This is a genomic window from Companilactobacillus halodurans (assembly GCF_009600995.1).
GTDB classification, from domain to species: Bacteria; Bacillota; Bacilli; order Lactobacillales; family Lactobacillaceae; genus Companilactobacillus; species Companilactobacillus halodurans.
The window spans coordinates 1-1,512 of sequence record NZ_VDFO01000082.1 but is presented as its reverse complement, the minus strand read 5'-3'; the positions used below and the strand labels follow the sequence as shown (position 1 = coordinate 1,512).

Below are 1,512 nucleotides of genomic sequence, written 5' to 3'. Positions count from 1 at the left end.
AACATCTAAAGGGCATGAATGGTGTCCTTTTTTGGTGTTCTTAAATGGTTATTACTAATAAATGGTATACAAAAATAAAGTTGATGGCAAAATACCTATCAACTTTATTTATCGTACAGCCAAAAAATTACGTAAAGTCTCACAATACCTACTATTCAATGTCGCAGCCTATTTGGTTATTTCTTTAATTGAGTTTTATCTGGCTAAAATTGGCCATTCCCAGACTTTACGAGCTGATGCTTTAAATAATTTATCTGGTATCGTTTCGGCAGTTTTATTGCTGACTGGAAATTTTATTGCTCGAGATATTAATGACGATGATGTGATGGGGCAGCCATTGCCAGATGATCTTCAAAACAATGGTCAAAAATTGCAGCTGATTCGCTTTCACTATGAGACGATTTATACTATGATAACGGGATTAGTAATGATGGCTATCTCAATCAATGTTGTTTATTCTGGATTCAAGGGTCTGTTTCAGGAAGATATTAAAGCCATTCCACAACCAATCACGTTGGTTGGTGCGGGAATTGCTATGTTGATTATGTTATTAGTCTGGTGGTTTAATAAAACTTCCGGTTTGAAGTTACAAAACGCGGCTTTAGTTGCTGCCTCTAAAGATAGTTTTAGCGATGCTTTAACTAGTTTAGGAACGATGATTGCGATTGGAGGAGCTTTGTTGTTTAGAGTCACGTGGCTGGATGGAGTTTCCAGTATTATTGTTGGCTTGTTTATTTTGTTTGCAGGTGTCAAAATTTTTCGAGATAGTAGTCTGAATTTGGCTGATTATTTTGATCCACAAGCTGAAGCACAATTCAAAATGGCAATCGAGAAAATTCCTCAAGTTAATGGCGTTGAGGAAATCAATGCCCATTATAGCGGAAATATTGTCACGCTCGATGTTACGATTTCAGTCGAAGCGCATATGGAAGTGCAAGATAGCTTTTGGCTATGTGAAAAGATTGAAGCACAAATGCGACATCAATTTGGTATCGTTGATACTGATGTGATTGTCGTTCCGGCATAAATTATGTGGGCACGGTAGAGTAAGCTATTAAATTATTTAGAATACTTAGAGTTCATGAAATAAAAAAATAATCCTTAAATGCTGTATATAAGCACTTACGGATTATTTTAAAATTTAAAATGATTTAATTATGTCACAGGTGAGATTCGAACTCACGACCTACGGTTTAGAAGACCGTTGCTCTATCCAACTGAGCCACTGTGACATCACTCGTACTATTATAGAGAAAAGAAACTTAACTTGCAATAACAAAATGAAAAAAGATGTAAAACTTACTTTAATATTTTTATAGTTACGAATTGTATCAAAATTGGTCTTAATTGAAATAATGTGGGATTTTTGTGGGTCATGAATTTTGCGAAAATTACAAGAACAAGTTAGCCACTTGTCCAAAAATAAATACGAAATATATCAGTACCAGAAAAGTACATTTCTAAACTCCACAGAAACTAGTGAATAGTTCCCGTGGAGTTTTGTAGTTTAAC

At 34.8% G+C, this 1,512-nt stretch carries 1 protein-coding gene and 1 tRNA gene; one reads left to right on the top strand and one right to left on the bottom strand.

Annotated features, from left to right (window positions below):
- The first annotated feature begins 61 nt into the window (after window positions 1–61).
- The gene (locus FHL05_RS12335; RefSeq protein WP_153522857.1) at window positions 62–1,027 is read left to right on the top strand and encodes a cation diffusion facilitator family transporter; all 966 of its coding nucleotides are present in this window, start codon (window positions 62–64) and stop codon (window positions 1,025–1,027) included.
- Window positions 1,028–1,158: 131 nt separating this feature from the next.
- Here the strand turns inward: FHL05_RS12335 and FHL05_RS12330 are convergent.
- Window positions 1,159–1,232 (bottom strand) — tRNA-Arg (locus FHL05_RS12330).
- Window positions 1,233–1,512 lie beyond the last annotated feature (280 nt).

Excerpts from the sequence above, each read along its gene's own strand:
- FHL05_RS12335 (WP_153522857.1), top strand. The coding sequence starts at position 62 with ATGGTATACAAAAATAAAGTTGATGGCAAAATACCTATCAACTTTATT.